General features: G+C 68.8%; 14 protein-coding genes. 6 read left to right on the top strand and 8 right to left on the bottom strand.

The features are described 5' to 3' along the window. Positions 1-27: 27 nt before the first annotated feature. On the bottom strand, positions 28-729 hold the full coding sequence (locus ACS5PN_RS29380) for an FFLEELY motif protein (RefSeq protein ID WP_439467565.1): 702 nt from the start codon (positions 727-729) through the stop codon (positions 28-30). Positions 730-765: 36 nt separating this feature from the next. Here ACS5PN_RS29380 and ACS5PN_RS29375 point away from each other — a divergent pair, with 36 nt between their 5' ends. Next, a complete protein-coding gene (locus ACS5PN_RS29375; protein WP_439467564.1) occupies positions 766-1629 on the top strand; it encodes an esterase/lipase family protein in 864 nt (287 codons plus the stop codon). On the opposite strand, the gene hppD is transcribed toward ACS5PN_RS29375, so the two are convergent. After that, entirely contained in the window at positions 1581-2720 is a 1140-nt protein-coding gene (hppD, locus tag ACS5PN_RS29370; protein ID WP_439467563.1) for a 4-hydroxyphenylpyruvate dioxygenase, read from the bottom strand. The genes ACS5PN_RS29375 and hppD overlap by 49 nt on opposite strands. Positions 2721-2839: 119 nt before the next feature. On the opposite strand from hppD, the gene ACS5PN_RS29365 reads away from it, so the two are divergent. The 3 genes from ACS5PN_RS29365 (at position 2840) to ACS5PN_RS29355 (ending at position 4608) form a co-directional block, all read left to right on the top strand. Next, positions 2840-3322, top strand: a complete 483-nt coding sequence (locus ACS5PN_RS29365) for an Lrp/AsnC family transcriptional regulator (RefSeq protein ID WP_439467562.1) — start codon at positions 2840-2842, stop codon at positions 3320-3322. 45 nt (positions 3323-3367) lie between these two features. Beyond that, positions 3368-3886 carry an RNA polymerase sigma factor gene (locus tag ACS5PN_RS29360; RefSeq protein ID WP_439467561.1) on the top strand — a complete coding sequence of 173 codons (519 nt, stop codon included), beginning with the start codon at positions 3368-3370 and terminating at the stop codon, positions 3884-3886. A 77-nt stretch (positions 3887-3963) separates the two neighbouring features. After that, the gene (locus ACS5PN_RS29355; RefSeq protein WP_439467560.1) at positions 3964-4608 is read left to right on the top strand and encodes a PEP-CTERM sorting domain-containing protein; all 645 of its coding nucleotides are present in this window, start codon (positions 3964-3966) and stop codon (positions 4606-4608) included. Here ACS5PN_RS29355 and ACS5PN_RS29350 read toward each other — a convergent pair. The 4 genes from ACS5PN_RS29350 to ACS5PN_RS29335 all read right to left on the bottom strand — a co-directional run bounded on the left by ACS5PN_RS29350 (position 4593) and on the right by ACS5PN_RS29335 (position 7193). Further along, the gene (locus ACS5PN_RS29350) at positions 4593-5435 is read right to left on the bottom strand and encodes an HDOD domain-containing protein (RefSeq protein ID WP_439467559.1); all 843 of its coding nucleotides are present in this window, start codon (positions 5433-5435) and stop codon (positions 4593-4595) included. The two genes, ACS5PN_RS29355 and ACS5PN_RS29350, sit on opposite strands and share 16 nt — an antisense overlap. A 235-nt stretch (positions 5436-5670) precedes the next feature. Beyond that, positions 5671-5907 carry a hypothetical protein gene (locus tag ACS5PN_RS29345; RefSeq protein WP_439467558.1) on the bottom strand — a complete coding sequence of 79 codons (237 nt, stop codon included), beginning with the start codon at positions 5905-5907 and terminating at the stop codon, positions 5671-5673. A 78-nt stretch (positions 5908-5985) separates the two neighbouring features. Further along, on the bottom strand, positions 5986-6177 hold the full coding sequence (locus tag ACS5PN_RS29340; protein WP_439467557.1) for a hypothetical protein: 192 nt from the start codon (positions 6175-6177) through the stop codon (positions 5986-5988). Between the two features lie 437 nt (positions 6178-6614). Beyond that, positions 6615-7193, bottom strand: coding sequence for a hypothetical protein (locus ACS5PN_RS29335; RefSeq protein ID WP_439467556.1), 579 nt, complete (start codon positions 7191-7193; stop codon positions 6615-6617). A gap of 142 nt (positions 7194-7335) precedes the next feature. On the opposite strand from ACS5PN_RS29335, the gene ACS5PN_RS29330 reads away from it, so the two are divergent. Then, complete coding sequence (locus tag ACS5PN_RS29330) at positions 7336-7770, top strand: nuclear transport factor 2 family protein (RefSeq protein WP_439467555.1); 435 nt, start codon at positions 7336-7338, stop codon at positions 7768-7770. Positions 7771-7772: 2 nt separating this feature from the next. Here the strand turns inward: ACS5PN_RS29330 and fusA are convergent, their stop codons facing one another. Continuing rightward, positions 7773-9824: an elongation factor G gene (gene fusA / locus ACS5PN_RS29325; protein ID WP_439467554.1), complete on the bottom strand. Its 2052-nt coding sequence runs from the start codon at positions 9822-9824 to the stop codon at positions 7773-7775. Between the two features lie 70 nt (positions 9825-9894). Between fusA and ACS5PN_RS29320 the strand changes: the two genes are divergently transcribed. Continuing rightward, a complete protein-coding gene (locus tag ACS5PN_RS29320; RefSeq protein ID WP_439467553.1) occupies positions 9895-11301 on the top strand; it encodes a M28 family metallopeptidase in 1407 nt (468 codons plus the stop codon). On the opposite strand, the gene ACS5PN_RS29315 is transcribed toward ACS5PN_RS29320, so the two are convergent. Further along, the gene (locus ACS5PN_RS29315; RefSeq protein WP_439467552.1) at positions 11298-12713 is read right to left on the bottom strand and encodes a DUF1501 domain-containing protein; all 1416 of its coding nucleotides are present in this window, start codon (positions 12711-12713) and stop codon (positions 11298-11300) included. The two genes, ACS5PN_RS29320 and ACS5PN_RS29315, sit on opposite strands and share 4 nt — an antisense overlap. Positions 12714-12718: the final 5 nt, after the last annotated feature.

The raw sequence follows: 12718 nt of genomic DNA, 5'->3' as shown, positions 1-12718 counted from the left end.
GATGTTGGGACGCGCAGTTACATCAAGCTAGGGGAGTTGCCCTAACGCAGAGGCATCAGCCCGAAACAAAGCGCGCGCAAGTGTGTCTTCGCGCTGTCGCACAGTGGACAGGAACTCGCCCGCACCACGCATGGCGCGGAAGGTGTCGAAGCCGCTTTCGAGGAAGTTCTGCAGGGCGCCCAGACCGGCCATCTGAGCGGGGCCGCGCATCAGCTTCAGGGTCTGGCGCAGCAAGGGCTTGCGGGTCAGCTTGTCCAGAGCTTCGCCGACCGCCATGGTCAGTTCGATCTGGCGCTGGCGCGATTCCGGCTCGCCGCAGGCACGCCAGGCGGTGGCGTAGTCATGCGCCGTGATGTCCTGCGACGGCAGCCGCTCGGCCATGCGGGTGTCCAGGCGTTCGGACAGGGCATGCAGGCGGGCCAGGCGGGCCACGGTATCGACCACCTCTTCGGGAAAGAGGCGGGTCAGCGTCGGGATGACGCGGGCGAACTGGGCGTCGCGCTGGCGGTAGTCGTCCGGGCCGTAGAGCTCGTGCAGGAAGAAGCGCGTGGCGGCCTCGTAGCGCGGGTTGGCCAACAGGTCGGCGTAGCTGGCGGCGAAGCGGCGCTGCTGGTAGGTCTTGAGGGCCTGGACGCGTGCCTCGAGCGCGGGGTCGGCGGCGCGGCGGGCGCGCTCGGCATCGACGGCGCGCAGCTCTTTCAGCAGGGATTCGGCACTCAGTTCTTGCATGGGGCTGGGCAGATTTTGCCCGCTTAGACTGGCGCGATGAACGGGAGGTTGCAGAGGATCTGGGGGCTGTTGCGGCTGGCCGTGGCGCTCTGGGTGGGTTGGCGCTTGGGCTGGGCCTGGGGCTTGCTGACGCTGGGCCTGCATGCCCTCGTGCTGGCCGGCGGCTTCCTGCAGCTGCGCTGGGTCAACCGCCCCGCCCCGACCTGGGGCGAGTTGCTGAAGGCCTGGGCCGGCGAGGTCGTCGCCAGCGAGCTGGCCTTTTCCTGGCGCCAGCCCTGGCGGGAATGGGCCGAGCCCGACCAGCTGCCGGTCGGTGCCCAGACCGGCGTGCTGCTGGTGCACGGGTTTGGCTGCAACCGGGGCCGCTGGAATGGCTGGCTGAAGCGGCTGCGCGAGCAGGGTGTGGCCTTCATCGCGCCGTCGCTGGAACCGGCCTTCGGCAGCATCGACGCCTATGCCGACGAGATCGAGGCCGGTGTGCAGAAGCTGAAGGGCCACACGGGCCGCATGCCGGTGCTGTGTGCCCACAGCATGGGCGGCATCGTGCTGAGGGCCTGGTGGCGCCGCTACGGTGCCGGCCATGAGGCGCCGCGCGTCATCACGCTGGGCTCGCCCCACCAGGGCACGCGCATGGCAATGAAGGCCCTGGGCATCAACGCGGCCCAGATGCGCCGTGGCAGCGCCTGGCTGGCCGGGCAGCCGGGGTTCGCGGACATCGACTGCTTCTGGACGCGCTGCGACCAGATCGTCAACCCGGCCGAGACCGCCGTGCTGCCGGGCTCACGCGAGCACCGGTTGGACGGCGTGGGCCATATGGGACTCGTCCATGCGGACGAGTCCTGGGCCTGCCTTCAGACGGCCTTGGCCGGCTCGTCCTTGAGCACGCCGCGGCGGATCTGATCGAGCTCGATGCTCTCGAACAAGGCCTTGAAGTTGCCCTCGCCGAAGCCCTCGTTGCCCTTGCGTTGGATCAGCTCGAAGAAGATCGGGCCGATGACTTCCTTGGTGAAGATCTGCAGCAGCAGCTCGTTGTCCACGCCCAGGTGGGTGGCGCCGTCGATGAGGATGCGCAGGCGGCGCAGCTCGTCGACTTTCTCGCCATGGCCCGGCAGACGCTTGTCGATGAGATCGAAATAGGTGTCGATGGTGTCCTGGAACACCACGCCCGTGCCCTTCATGCCTTCGACCGATTGGTAGATGTCGGTCGTGCCCAGGGCCACGTGCTGGATGCCCTCGCCGTGGTACAGGTCCAGGTACTCGGCGATCTGGCTCTTGTCGTCCGAGCTCTCGTTGATGGGGATGCGGATCTTGCCGCAGGGGCTGGTCATGGCCTTGGACTTCAGGCCGGTCAGCTTGCCCTCGATGTCGAAGTAGCGCACTTCGCGGAAGTTGAAGAAGCGCTCGTAGAACTCCGACCATTCCTTCATGCGGCCGCGGAAGACGTTGTGCGTCAGGTGGTCGATCTCGATCAGGCCATGGCCGACCGGGTTCGGGTCGACGGGCTGGCCGGCGGCGTCCAGCAGGGGCACGAAGTCGACGTCGTAGATGCTGATGTTGCCGATGGCGCCGGCCTTGGCGCCGTGCTTGCCCTGCCAGCGGTCGACGAAATAGATCAGCGAGTCGCCGATGCCCTTGATGGCCGGGATGTTCAGCTCCATCGGGCCGGCCTTGTTGTCAAAGCCCCAGGCGCCCAGCTCCAGCGCGCGCTGGTAGGCATGGGCGGCGTTGTCGACGCGGAAGGCGATGGCGCAGATGGACGGGCCGTGCAGGCGGGCGAAGCGCTGCGCGAAGGAGTCGGTCTCGGCGTTGATGATGAAGTTGACACCGCCCTGGCGATAGAGCGTCACGCTCTTGTGGCGGTGCTTGGCCACGGCGGTGAAGCCCATGGTCTCGAACAGGGCGCCGAGCGCGGCCGGGTCCGGCGCTGCGAACTCGATGAACTCGAAACCATCCGTGCCCATGGGGTTGTCCCAGGGAGTGAACTTGGCCATGTCTGCCTCGCCGCAAAGCTGTTGGAAGACACAAATTCTGCGGCGCGTCCTGCGCAGTTTTCATGCAAACATCGGCGCTGATTTTCAAGATCACGCAGTAAAACTGCAAAATACAGGCCATGGAAGCCGCCATCGAGCTTGACGCCATCGACCGACGCATCCTGCGAGCGCTGCAGCAGGACGGCCGCGTCACCTACGACACGCTGGCCGGCGAGGCCGGCCTGTCCTCCTCGGCCGTGCTGCGACGTGTGCGTCGGCTGGAAGAGTCGGGCGTCATCGCGTCCTATGTCGCTCTCGTCGCGCCGGAGCGCATCGGGCTGGGCCTGACGGCCTACATCAATGTCCGGCTGGAAAAGCAGACCGACAACCCGCTGCGCAATCCGCGCGACCTCTTCCGCGCCGCCGTGCAGACCTGGCCCGAGGTCGTCGAATGCGCGGCGCTGACGGGTGAGATGGACTATCTGCTGCGTGTGCTGGTGCAGGACATGCAGCACTACGCCCGCTTCATCAGCGACACCCTGCTGATGCATCCCAGCGTGCAGGACTGCAAGACCAGCTTCGTGCTGGAACGGCTGAAGAACACGACGGCCGTACCGGTTTGAACCGCTGAATTGAACCGCTGAGGGGCCGGCCGGCATTCACCGGCCATGGCCGGCCTGCAACCCCCCTCGTCGTCGCCCGACGCCGGCACGGTGCTGGGTTGCCTGCCCCGTCTGCGCCTGTATGCGCGCGCCCTGCGTCGCAACCGCGAGGACGCCGACGACCTGGTGCAGGACACGCTGGAGCGCGCCTGGTCGCGCGCCGGGCTCTGGCAGGGCGTGGGCGACATGCGCACCTGGCTGTTCAGCATCATGCACAACCTGCACGTCGACGCGTTGCGGCGCGGCCGGCTGGAGCTTGTCGAGCTGGACGAACACATCCCCGAGGTGCCGGTCGCCGCGACCCAGGCCGAACGCCTGGCCCTGCGGGACCTGAACAAGGCGCTGTCCACGCTGCCGCAAGAGCAACGCGAGGTGCTGCTCCTCGTCGCGCTGGAGGGCATGGCCTATGCCGAGATCGCCCAGGCCCTGGACATTCCCATCGGCACCGTGATGTCGCGGCTGTCGCGCGGCCGTGATCGCCTGCGCGGCGTGATCGCGGGCGAAGCCCGGCGCCCGTCCTTCTAGGGGGGCGGGGAATATGCCGCCGCGCCAAGCGTCCATCCAGGGTCACTGATCTTCTTCACGCACCTTCTGGAGCCCCCATGCGCCTGCTTGTTTCCGCCTCCGCCGCCCTGGCCCTGCTCGGCCTGCCGCTGGCCAGCCATGCCCTCGATGGCATCACCGACTCGAAAGGCGACTTCCTCGCCACTTTCGCCGGCAGCAGCGCCAGCCATGATCTCGATGTGCTGGCCGCCAGCGTCTTCTACAACCCGACCACCGATGTCTTCACGCTGACGGCGACGCTGGACGGCGCGCCGGGCAGCACCGCGACGGGCTTCTATGTGTGGGGCGTCAACCGCGGCGCGGGCACGGCCGGCTTCGCCAGCATGGGCATCACCGGTGTGCGCTTCGACCGCGTCATCATCCTGCGCCCCGACCTGACCGGCACCATCGGTGGCGTCGGCGCCCTGCCGGCGGGCTCGGTGACGGTCAGCGGCAATGTCATCACCGGCACCATCAGCGGCAGCCTGCTGCCCAGCACCGGCTTCACCAACAAACTGGACTACACCTTCAACCTGTGGCCTCGCGACGGTGCGTTCTCGGGAACAGCCGCCATCTCCGACTTCGCGCCCAACAACGCCAATTTCACGGCCACGCCGGTGCCCGAGCCGGCGAGTGCGGCGCTGCTCCTGGGTGGGCTGGGCCTGGTCGCCGTCCTGCGTCGGCGCCGTCAGTCGAATTCGTGAAGCAGCTTCAGCGCATGGGCTTCGCTGAGATTCAGCAGCTCGGCGATCTCGTGCAGATCGTCGGGCACGCCGGCGTCGTCCCAGCCGCGCGCGGTGTGGCGGGCCAGGCGCACGGCCAGGTGGACGCAGCGCACCTGCGGGTCGCGGCCATCCTTCTCGCTGGTGATGCGCGTCAGCAGCTCGGGCAGATGCCAGCGCTTCATCAGCGCCTGCTCCAGGTCGGGCAGCTCGATGCCCAGCACCTGGCGCTGGGCCACCGCGCTGCGCAGGCGGTGGTCGGCTTCCTGCAGTGAGGCGATCTCCAGGGCCAGCGCGGGGGCATGCACCCACAACAGCATCTCGGCGAAGTCGTGCAGCAGTGCGGCGCTGTGGATGACAGCGGCGTCGGGGTCGGCGCGGTGGGCGGCGAAGCCCAGCGCGAATCGTGAGGCGCGTTCGGCGCGCTGCATGACGCGCGACAGGCCGATCAGGGCCTCGTCGTTGTCGGCCAGCACGGTTTCCAGCGTCGGCTGGGGGCCGAAGTCGCGGAAGAAGGGGGTGATGCCCATCAGCACGATGGCGGCGGTCACCGTCTCGGCGTCGGCGCGCAAGCCCGAGCTGCTGCCGCGGCGCTGCTCGCTGGCGTGGGCCAGCACCTTCAGCGTCATCAGCGGGTCGGTGGCGATCATCTCGCCCAGGCCGTGGGCGTCGACATCGTCCTCGGTCGCGCGCATGTGTTCGAGCGACTCGGCGGTCTCGGCCAGCACCGGGATTTCGGCCCGCGCAAAGGTGTCCACCCAGGCTTCGAGGCGGGGCAGCGGGGCGGTCAGGCGCAGACGATCGGCCATGGTGCCCCGATGCTAGAACTGGACGGGGCCGCCTGCTCGTCGGAGGCGGCCCCGTTTTGCCAACCATTTCGGTTTTCAATGGCGCGCCTTTCGGGCCGAGCGCTGGGCCGCTCCCGAGCCGGCCCCCATGGCGATGTACTTGCGGCTCAATGCCGCAAGCATCGCCGTCCCCTCGGGGGACCGTTCGCACTTGCCGGCGTTCAGCCGGAGCAAGAGCGAACGAGGGGCGCCATCCTTACAGCCGGCGCACACCTTCCAGCTGGGCGGTCAGCTTGCCGTCGACATAGAGCGCCCCTTCGGGCGCGCCGGCTTCGGCGTAGAACTCCAGATGGTTGCGGCCTTTGCGCCGGCGGTAGGCCGGCGAGAACACCAGGCGGATGGCGCGGGCGGCGCGCTTGACGCGCTTCCAGCGTTGGGCCCAGGCGGCGTGGGTTTCGGCGGCGTCGGGGCCGCGCACTTCGATCAATCTCATGAGGGTCTCCTTGGCACCTTGGCCGGCGGCCCTCATCACATGGATCGACTGTGGATGAGGCGCGGCGGTGCGCTTGATTCAGGGGCTGTCGTCGGGGAAGCGGTCGCGCAGCAGGCGTCGCAGTTCGAGGCGGGCTTGCTGGCGCTGGGCATGGGCGCTGTGGGCGCTCTGGTGGGCGCCGGCCTGGCGTTTCATGGCGGGCGCGACCAGCGGGTTGCGCGGCTTGAGTGCCTTGATCTGCAGGGGGCGGGGAGAGGTGAATTGGGGCATGACGTGCTCCGGTGGTTGCCGCGCTGGGGCGGCGGGCAATGCAGCGGCTCGGCCCGGGACAGGCCAGCGTTTGCAGTGATGCTTGGGGTGCCCGGGGCTTGCTGCTCGAGGCAAGCGGGCCGGGCGGTCAGAGGGGCTTGGGGTGTGCGACCTCGCCGTGATGCGGGGACTTCTGCATCACGACTTGCGCAAATGATAAACAAACGTTGCTCTTGCGCAAGCGGTTTTTATCCAACACCCCTAACGTGCGGGAGCGCCTGCGTCCAATGACGGATGCGCAGATCTACGGCTTCATGCCCGCCGGCTTGCAGGCCGGCGGTCCTTCGGCAGGCGTCGAACAGCGCGCAGGGGCTGAGCGTGGACTCAAACAGTCCGGTGGACTGTTTGTGCCTCGCGAAGGACAGGGCCACTGGCCCTGGCATGTCCTCGGTCCGGCCTCAGCGCTTCTTGGGCTTGAGCGGCGCGATGCCGGCCTGCAGCTTGCGCCACTCGTCCAGTTCGGCCTGCGGACTGGGTGCGGGCTTGGGTACCGCGCGGGGCGGGGCCACGGGCTCGGGCGTCAGCACCTCGCCGAGCAGGTCCAGCAGCCGCGTGCGGGCGCGCTGCGGGTGGCGGCGGTAGTAGGTGAGGACGAGGCCGATGATGAAGCGCTCGTCGTCGTCCTGCGGCAGACTCGGGGAAGGCTCTGCGGGTGCGGCGGCGGGCGCCATTGCCGCGGCCATGGAGGTCAGCGGGGGCGGCGCGGCGGCGGGGCCATGCTCCAGGTCCATCCAGCCCGGCGGCTTGTGGCAGAGCTGCTCGAACTGGCGCGCCAGCCGCTCGCCGATCTGGCGCGAGCGGCCCTTGATCTGGCTCCAGTAGCTGGGCTGGATCTGCAGGCGTTCGGCAAAGCGCCGCTCCAGGCCACGCAAGGTGGCCGCATCGGCATGTTTGACGGTGGCGCTGACGAACTCTTCGAACAGGCGCATCGCGTTGTCCAATCGGATCTGCGCGACGTCGCGGGGGGCGGCAGGCATGGGGCGCAATGATAAATGAGCCTTAACCAAGAGGTTTTCGACCGTAGGAAGCCACCGACCGGGATGCGGTCGTAGTTCCTACGGCGGGTCAATCCCTGGGCGCCCATATTGGTCAGACCCCCACCCGATCAGGAGATTTCCCATGCCCACCGCCGACACCACCCTCATCGCCCTGGAAAAGAAGTTCTGGCAATCCATGGTGGACGAGGACACCGACACTGCCCTCGGCATGCTGGCCGAGCCGTCGCTGATGGTCAGCTCCCATGGCGCCATGCAGTTCAGCCACGAGCAGTACCGCGAGATGGCCGAGAAGGGCAGCATGGTGCTGAAGTCCTTCGAGCTCAGCGACATGCAGGTCATGCACCCGAACGAGGATACGGCCGTGCTGACCTACCGCGTCAAGCAGGAAATGGCCCCTCGTGATGGCGACGCCAAGCCGCTGGCCCAGGAGATGGCTGATTCCTCCGTCTGGATGCGCAAGGACGGCGAATGGCAGTGCGTGATGCACACCGAGACCGAACTCGAGGCCAAGAAGAAGCCGGTCGCCAAGAAGGCGGCCAAGTCAGCCTCGCACTGAAGCTATTCCTCCTCACCGGCCTTGTAGGCGCCTACGAGGCTGGCCTGCGTGTTCGGCGGCACCGGCTCGTAATGCGACAGCAGGACGGTGTAGCGCCCTTCGCCGGCCGTGATCGCATTCAGCCGCGACTGGTAGCTGGCCAGCTCGGCCAGCGGCGCCAGGCCCTGCACGATGAGGCTGCCCGGCACGGCGGCGCGCGTGCCATTGACCTGGCCGCGCCTGGAGGCGAGGTCGCCGGTGATGTCGCCGATGCTGTGCTCGGGCGCCGTGATCTCGACCTGCACGATGGGCTCCAGCACCAGCGGCCGGGCCTCGCGCACGGCCTCGATGAGGGCGCGGCGGCCGGCGGTGACGAAGGCGATTTCCTTGCTGTCCACCGAGTGATGCTTGCCGTCGTAGACGACCACGCGCAGGTCCACCAGCGGGTAGCCGGCGATGGCGCCGCTGGCCAGGGCCGAGCGCACGCCCTTTTCGACGGCCGGCATGAACTGGCCCGGGATGGTGCCGCCCTTGACCGCGTCGACGAACTCGAAGCCCGCGCCGCGCTCCAGCGGCTCGATGCGCAGATAGACCTCGCCGAACTGGCCGGCGCCGCCGCTCTGCTTCTTGTGGCGGTAATGGCCCTCGGCCGGCGCCGAGATGGTCTCGCGGTAGGCGATGCGCGGCGGCTGGGTGACGACTTCGCCCTTGTAGAGCTCGCGCACGCGGTCCAGCAGCAGGCGCAGATGCAACTCGCCGAGGCCGTATACCAGGGTCTGGTGGGTCTCGCCGGCCTGCTCGATGCGCAGGCAGGGGTCTTCGTCCACCAGTCGGGCCAGCACCTCCCACAGCTTCTGCTCGTCGCCGCGGCGCGCCGGGCTGATGGCGACGCCATGCACCGGTGTCGGAAAGGCCAGCGGCTTCAGGAAGATGTGCTCGTCCTCCTGGGCGTCGTGTAGCACAGCATCAAACGCAATGTCGTCGACCTTGGCCACGGCGCAGAGGTCGCCCGGCAGCGCCTCGTCCACCTCCACATGCTTGGCACCCTGCTGCATGAAGAGATGGCCGACGCGGATGGGCTTGCGCGCATGGCCGACGAACAGCATGCCGCCCTTGGCGACGCGGCCCTGGTGCACCCGCAGCATGCCCATCTTGCCGAGGTAGGGATCGGCGACGATCTTGAACACATGGGCCAGCACATGGGCCGCCGGGTCGGGTTTGGCGGGGTAGGGCTGAGGCTCGGGGCCCTTGCCTTCCAGGAAGGGGGGCGGGTTGCCCTCGGCCGGGTTGGGCATCAGCGCCTCGATGGCGCTCAGCAGTTCACCGATGCCGGCGCCCGTCTTGGCCGAGCAGAAGCAGACCGGGATCAGATGGCCTTCGCGCAGGGCCTGCTCCAGCGGCGCGTGCAGCTCCTTGGGGTCGACATCGCCGTCGGTCAGGTAGCGGTCGACAAAGGCCGCGTCGACCTCGACGACCTGTTCCACGAGGGCCTGGTGCGCTTCGGCCACGGACGAAAAATCGGCGTCCCCAGACGCCGCGAAGAAGCAGTCGGCGACGCGCTTGGCGCCGTCGGCGGGCAGGTTCAGTGGCAAGCACTCCTTGCCGAAGACCTCGCGGATCTGGCCCAGCAGACCAGGCAGATCGACCTCCGGGCAGTCGATCTTGTTGACGACGATGAGGCGGGTCAGCCCGCGCTCGCCGGCCGAGCCCAGCATGCGCTGGGCCATCAGTTCGATGCCGTTCTGGGCATTGATGACGACGATGGCCGTGTCCGCCGCCTCCAGCGCCGGCAGGGCCTGGCCGACGAAGTCGGGCGCCCCGGGCGTGTCGATGGCATGCACGCGGATGCCGCCATGGGTGAAGTGGGCCAGGCTGGACTGCAGCGAATGCCCGAGGCGTTTTTCCAGAGGATCGTGATCGCTGACCGTGCTGCCACGCTCGATGCTGCCGGCCTGGGGGATGGCGCCGGCATGGGCCAGCAGCGCATCCAGCAGCAGCGTCTTGCCAGAGGCCGCCGGGCCAACCAGCGCCACCGTGCGGATCGCGCTCACTCGTGAATCCAGGCTCTCGCTCATCGGACTCTCCTCGGTTGTTGGGGCCAGGGTAGAAGAAGCCGCGCCACCCGGCAAGGGCAGAATCATTTCCATGCATGCCCGCCTCGCCACACTCGCCCTTGCCCTGATCGCTGCTTCGGCGCAGGCCCAGACTGCCCCGGCCGACGATCTCAAGGCCATGCTGGCCGAGGTCAGCCCGGCGCGCATCGAGGCGCGGATTCGCAAACTGGTCGGTTTCGGCACCCGCCACACCCTGTCCGACATCGGCTCCGACACCCGCGGCATCGGGGCCGCGCGGCGCTGGATCACGACCGAGCTGTCGGCCTGCTCGAAACAGGCCGGGGGGCGGCTGCAGGTGGAGGAGCAGAGCTTCATCGAGCCGGCCGGCACCCGCGTCAACCAGCCGACCGAGCTGGTCAACGTCGTCGCGACGCTGCCCGGCCGCGGCGTCAGCAAGAGCCGCGTCCTCGTCGTCAGCGGCCATTACGACTCGCGCAACAGTGACGTGATGGACGCCCTGGGCGAAGCCCCCGGCGCCAACGACGACGCCTCGGGCACGGCCGCCGTCATGGAACTGGCCTGCGTCATGGCCAGGCGCCAATTCGACGCGACGCTGGTCTTCATGACCGTGCCGGGTGAGGAGCAGGGCCTGCTCGGCGCCGCGCAATGGGCCCGCGAGGCACGGGCAGCCAACACCAATGTCGAGGCCATGATCACCAACGACATCGTCGGCAGTTCGCGCGGCGATGCGGGCCAATACGACCCGAAGCGGCTGCGCCTGTTCGCCGACGGTCTGGACCCGCTGGTGCGCCTGCTGACAGCCGCCAACGCCAACCGCCCGCCCAGCGAAGCCGACGCCAAGTCCGTCACCGCCATGCAGGCCGAGCTGCTGCCGCTGCTGCAGGCCGGCGCCAACGAAGACCTGCCGACGCACCAGCTCGGCCGGCATATCAAGTCAGCCGCCGAAGCCGCCATGCCGGGCTTCACGGTCCAGCTCATCCAGCGCCGCGACCGCTATCTGCGCGGCGGCGACCACATCCCCTTCCTGGAACGCGGCTATGCGGCGGTGCGCATCAGCGAGCCCTTCGAGAACTTCGCCCACCAGCACCAGAACCCGAGGACGGAAAACGGTGTCGTCTATGGCGACCTGCCCGAGTTCGTCGACTTCGCCTATGTGGCCGATGTGGCCCGCGCCAACCTGGCCGGCCTGGCCACGCTGGCCTGGGCGCCGGCACCGCCCAAGGCGGTCAAGCTCGACGCCCGCGAGCTGACCAATGACTCGACGCTGGAATGGCAGGCCAGCGATGACCCCGAGGTGGCTGGCTATCGCATCGTCTGGCGCGACACCGACTCGGCGGCCTGGCAGCAGTTCAAGGACGTCGGCAAGGCCACGCGCGTGACGCTGCCGGTGAGCAAGGACAACGTCGTCTTCGGCGTGCAGGCGGTGTCGAGGAAGGGCTATGCCAGCCTGGCAAGCTATCCGCTGCCCAGACGTTAGAGGAAGCCCAGCGACCTCGCGCTGCCAAAGTTCGCCAGGTTGGGCAGCACCGTATTGAGCTGCCCGGCGCTGGCGCCCATCCATCCCAGCAGGGTTGCCGCGTACTGGTCCACCGAACTGGTCGGGATCCACCGCCCCTGCTGCTCCCAGCTGTCCACGCCGACGTCGTCGGGGCCGCCGAGGGCCAGCGCCGGGTATTTGCCATAGAGCCCGCCTTTCACGGCACCGCCCAACACGAGATGGTGGCTGCCCCAGGCGTGGTCGGTGCCGCCGCTGTTGTTGGGCTTGAAGGTGCGGCCGAAGTCGCTCTGCGTGAACGTGGTCACCGACTCGGCCAGGCCGAGCGCCGCCAGCGCCGCCTGGAAGCAGGCGAGGGCGTCGCCCAGTTCCTTCAGCAGCGTGGCATGCAGGCCCGACACGACATCGCTGCCGGCCTGCCCGCCATGCGTGTCGAAGCCCCCCATCTGCGCGAAGTAGATCTGTCGCGTGCCGCCGAGCGTGGCGCGCACTTCCAGCAGCTTGGCGGCCTGGTAGAGCTGCTTGCCCAGCCGTGTCGTCACGTTGCCGTTCGCGATCAGCGGCGCAAAGGCGGCGTCGATGGCGCTGTTGCTGCCCGCCTCGCCGGGCTTGCGCTTCACCAGCGGGCCGAGCTGTTCGGACAGCGCCATCGCATCGCGCTGCTGCTTCTGGAAGGCGCCGGCCAGGTCGGTGTCGCCGCTATGCTCGGCCAGTGCCTTGATGGCGTCCAGCTTCAGCGCATTCGGCCGCCAGGTGATGTCGGCGGCGGCCAGGCCCGCGGCGCCGAAACCCTCGCCGGGGCCGGGCAGGACCAGGGGCACGGCGAGCTCCGACAGGCCGAAGTGGCCGTTGCCGCCGACGCTGATGACCGGGCTGGCCATGCCCAGGGCCAGCGTGCTGCGGCCGCCCCAGCCGGTGCGGCTCTGGGCGTCGCTGCTGGCGCTTTCCCACAGCACCTGCTGGTCGCTGTGCGAGAACAGGCTGGGTGGCGTCAGCACGGCCTGGCCCGCATCGGCGCGGTACTGGGCCTTGGTCAGCGGCGCCACCAGCGGGCCGACGTTGAACTGCACGGCCAGCTTGCCGGCGGCATAGAGCGGGTTCAGTGCGGCCAGCGCCGGGTGCAGGCCGAAGTCCGTGGCCCCAAGGCGCCCCAGGCTACCCTGCGGCAGGGCCAGCGCGGCGCGGACCCGGGCGTAGTCGGCGTAGCGGCTGCTGTCCATGGGCACGACGGTGTTCATGCCGTCGTTGCCGCCGTACAGGAAGACGCAGACCAGGGCCTTGAAGTCGGCGGCCAGCGCCGGGCGCAGTGGCGCCAGGGCCGCCAGCGTGCCCAGGCCAAGGGCGCCGGCGAGTGCCTTGCGGCGGCTGAGGGCGGGGTGGTGATGGTGCGACATGAAAT

This window comes from Roseateles sp. NT4, from assembly GCF_051857475.1.
Lineage (GTDB): Bacteria > Pseudomonadota > Gammaproteobacteria > Burkholderiales > Burkholderiaceae_C > Pelomonas.
This window is presented reverse-complemented; position numbering and strand designations above follow the sequence as displayed.

What these genes read in the sequence shown, in the direction of transcription:
- ACS5PN_RS29340 (WP_439467557.1), bottom strand. Translation starts at nt 6,177, where the DNA reads ATGCCCCAATTCACCTCTCCCCGCCCCCTGCAGATCAAGGCACTCAAG.
- ACS5PN_RS29345 (WP_439467558.1), bottom strand. Translation starts at nt 5,907, where the DNA reads ATGAGATTGATCGAAGTGCGCGGCCCCGACGCCGCCGAAACCCACGCC.
- ACS5PN_RS29355 (WP_439467560.1), top strand. Translation starts at nt 3,964, where the DNA reads ATGCGCCTGCTTGTTTCCGCCTCCGCCGCCCTGGCCCTGCTCGGCCTG.
- ACS5PN_RS29320 (WP_439467553.1), top strand. Translation starts at nt 9,895, where the DNA reads ATGCATGCCCGCCTCGCCACACTCGCCCTTGCCCTGATCGCTGCTTCG.
- ACS5PN_RS29330 (WP_439467555.1), top strand. Translation starts at nt 7,336, where the DNA reads ATGCCCACCGCCGACACCACCCTCATCGCCCTGGAAAAGAAGTTCTGG.
- ACS5PN_RS29365 (WP_439467562.1), top strand. Translation starts at nt 2,840, where the DNA reads ATGGAAGCCGCCATCGAGCTTGACGCCATCGACCGACGCATCCTGCGA.
- hppD (WP_439467563.1), bottom strand. Translation starts at nt 2,720, where the DNA reads ATGGCCAAGTTCACTCCCTGGGACAACCCCATGGGCACGGATGGTTTC.
- fusA (WP_439467554.1), bottom strand. Translation starts at nt 9,824, where the DNA reads ATGAGCGAGAGCCTGGATTCACGAGTGAGCGCGATCCGCACGGTGGCG.
- ACS5PN_RS29380 (WP_439467565.1), bottom strand. Translation starts at nt 729, where the DNA reads ATGCAAGAACTGAGTGCCGAATCCCTGCTGAAAGAGCTGCGCGCCGTC.
- ACS5PN_RS29350 (WP_439467559.1), bottom strand. Translation starts at nt 5,435, where the DNA reads ATGGCCGATCGTCTGCGCCTGACCGCCCCGCTGCCCCGCCTCGAAGCC.
- ACS5PN_RS29335 (WP_439467556.1), bottom strand. Translation starts at nt 7,193, where the DNA reads ATGCCTGCCGCCCCCCGCGACGTCGCGCAGATCCGATTGGACAACGCG.
- ACS5PN_RS29360 (WP_439467561.1), top strand. Translation starts at nt 3,368, where the DNA reads ATGGCCGGCCTGCAACCCCCCTCGTCGTCGCCCGACGCCGGCACGGTG.
- ACS5PN_RS29375 (WP_439467564.1), top strand. Translation starts at nt 766, where the DNA reads ATGAACGGGAGGTTGCAGAGGATCTGGGGGCTGTTGCGGCTGGCCGTG.
- ACS5PN_RS29315 (WP_439467552.1), bottom strand. Translation starts at nt 12,713, where the DNA reads ATGTCGCACCATCACCACCCCGCCCTCAGCCGCCGCAAGGCACTCGCC.